We start from the raw sequence: 2,285 nt of genomic DNA, 5'->3' as shown, positions 1-2,285 counted from the left end.
TCGCCGCGGGCGATGGCCTGCAAGAGTTGGGAGACCTGGTCCAGGTTGCCGTCGGTGGTTTCCATCAACTGGTTCAGGCCGGCGACCATGTCGCGGAAGTCGTACTGGTAGCGGTCGACCTCGCCGCGCTGGCTGAAGTCGCCGGCGGCCGCGGCGCTGGCCAGGCGCTTGATTTCGGCGTTGATGGCCGAAAGGCTCGCCTTGGTGGCGCGCATCGCCTCGGTGATGACCGCCTTCTCGCCCGGAAGATCTTCCATGTCCACCGACAGATCGCCGACGGCGTAGTGACGCATCACCTCGACGGCGCGCATCTTCACCTTGATGTGCTCTCCGATCAGCGTATTGGTGTCGCGTGCCATCCGGCCGTACTCGCCCGGGAACATGGATTCGTCCATCCGATAGCTGATCGTGCCTTCCTCGTGGCGTCGGGTCATTTCGCCCAGCGCGGCGATCAGCGCATGGATCTGGGATTGCATGCGCAGCATCGCGCCCTGCAAGTGTCCCAACTCGTCATCGCGATTCTGGGCGATGCGGTTGTTCAGCCGGCCTTCGGCGATGGCGTCGGAAACGCGCACGGCCTCGGCCAGTGGCTTGAGGATCTGGCGGCGCATCAACACGAACAGTGCGCCGCACAGCACGCCGGCGGCGATCAGCCCGACCACCATGATGGTGAACAGCAGCGAGCGGGCCTGCTGCATCAGCAGCGAGCGCGGCACCACCACGCCCAGGGCGAAGCGCTGCGCGGCCTGTCCGATCTGCAGCGGCACGTAGGCTTCCACCTGGTCCTCATCCGTGGCCGTATCGCGGCTTTCGCGGAAGACGGGTTGCCCCTTGGCGATGCTGGCCAGCACGGCACGGGTGTCGGCATCTTCCAGCTTGCGCCCGACCTTGGCCGAATCGGGATCGGCGACCACGGTGCCGGCCGGCGATAGCAGGCGGACGTGGCCTTCGCCCATCGGTCGCAACCTGGCGATGGACTTCTGCAGGGACTCCAGTGCGAAATCCACGGTCATCGCGCCGACGAATCTGTCGTTTTCCACAATCGGCGTGGCCAGCGTGGTCATCAGTATCTTGCGACCGCCAATCTCGTACTCGTAGGGCTCCAGTACCACCGGCTGCTTGAGCTTGCGCGGCAGCAGGTACCAGTCGCCATTGCCGGGGACTTCATAGTCGCGCAGCGCTTCCAGCACCGGCTGGCCATCGCTCCACGCCCAGTAGCTCATGAACCGGCCGGTGGCGTCATGACCTGCGGTGGTGACGTTTTCCGCATCCTTGCCGTCGAACGCATCCGGTTCCCAGATGGTGCCCACGCCGACCCATTCGGGATGGGTGACCAGTTGCTGGCGGATGATGGCGCTGGCGGTGCCGCGATCCAGGCCGGCATGTGCCCGCTGGCTGAGGAAACTGTTGCGGAGCGTCTCATTGGTCGAGAACGCGCGTTCCAGGTCTCCGGAGATCCGTTCCGCCTCCGCCTGTGCGAGGTTCTGCATGCTGGCTTGCGCGCTGTCCAACAGCGCATTGCTGCTGCGGATGTAGGTGATCAAGGCGGTGACGCCGAAGGCGAGCGCGGCGATCAGGGCCGTGCCGGACATCAGGCGGGTGGCGACGCTGCTGCTTGCGAAGTTCCGGAGTGAGCGGGTCATGAAAAAGGCCGGTAGCGAGGACGGGAGAATCACCAGGCCGGTGGGGGGGAGCGGTCTGCAATGCACTGCATCGGCCGGGCGATGCAGGGCTTTAGGCGTAATCGTGCTTTTGTGGAGGGTTGCGTGCTTGGAGATGCGTGAGGGAGGTAGAGAGAGCAAATCCCCCTCAATCCCCCTTCTTCGAAGGGGGAGGCAAAAGCAGGTCGTCCGTGGAGTTGACAGCCCCCTTGACCCGCCATTCGGCGGTTGCAAGCGAAAAAAGGGGGCGGGCACCCGCGTCAGCGGGTGACGGGGGATTGGCTTTTGGCGCCAAGAGCAAATCCCCCTCGGTCCCCCTTCTTCGAAGGGGGAGGCAAAAGCGGAAAGGCCGTGGTCAGAACTCCTGCCAGTCGCCGTCGGCCAGGGCCGGTTCGGGCTTGCGGCGAACTGGGGCGGCAGGCTTGCGCGGCGCGGGCCGTGCGGGCGCGCGCACGGGCGACGCGGCGACCACCGGCGTCGGCATCCGCGCGGCCGGGGCATGGCCGTCGAGCTCGAACACATCCACCGCCTCGGAGAGCAGGCGGGCCTGGTCTTCCATGCTGCGGGCGGCGGCGGAGGCTTCCTCGACCAGGGCGGCGTTCTGCTGGGTGGTCTCGTCCATCT

1 protein-coding gene and 1 pseudogene are annotated in these 2,285 nt (G+C 66.1%); both read right to left on the bottom strand.

The features are described 5' to 3' along the window. Nucleotides 1–1,643: PDC sensor domain-containing protein (locus ACTJI2_RS20015; protein ID WP_440843133.1), on the bottom strand; the 1,643-nt coding region annotated here is incomplete at its 3' end. Between the two features lie 373 nt (nucleotides 1,644–2,016). Further along, nucleotides 2,017–2,285 (bottom strand): annotated as a pseudogene (locus ACTJI2_RS20010) (methyl-accepting chemotaxis protein); the annotation flags it as partial.

It is taken from the genome of Pseudoxanthomonas sp. 22568, from assembly GCF_052044485.1.
Lineage (GTDB): Bacteria > Pseudomonadota > Gammaproteobacteria > Xanthomonadales > Xanthomonadaceae > Pseudoxanthomonas_A > Pseudoxanthomonas_A beigongshangi.
This window is presented reverse-complemented; position numbering and strand designations above follow the sequence as displayed.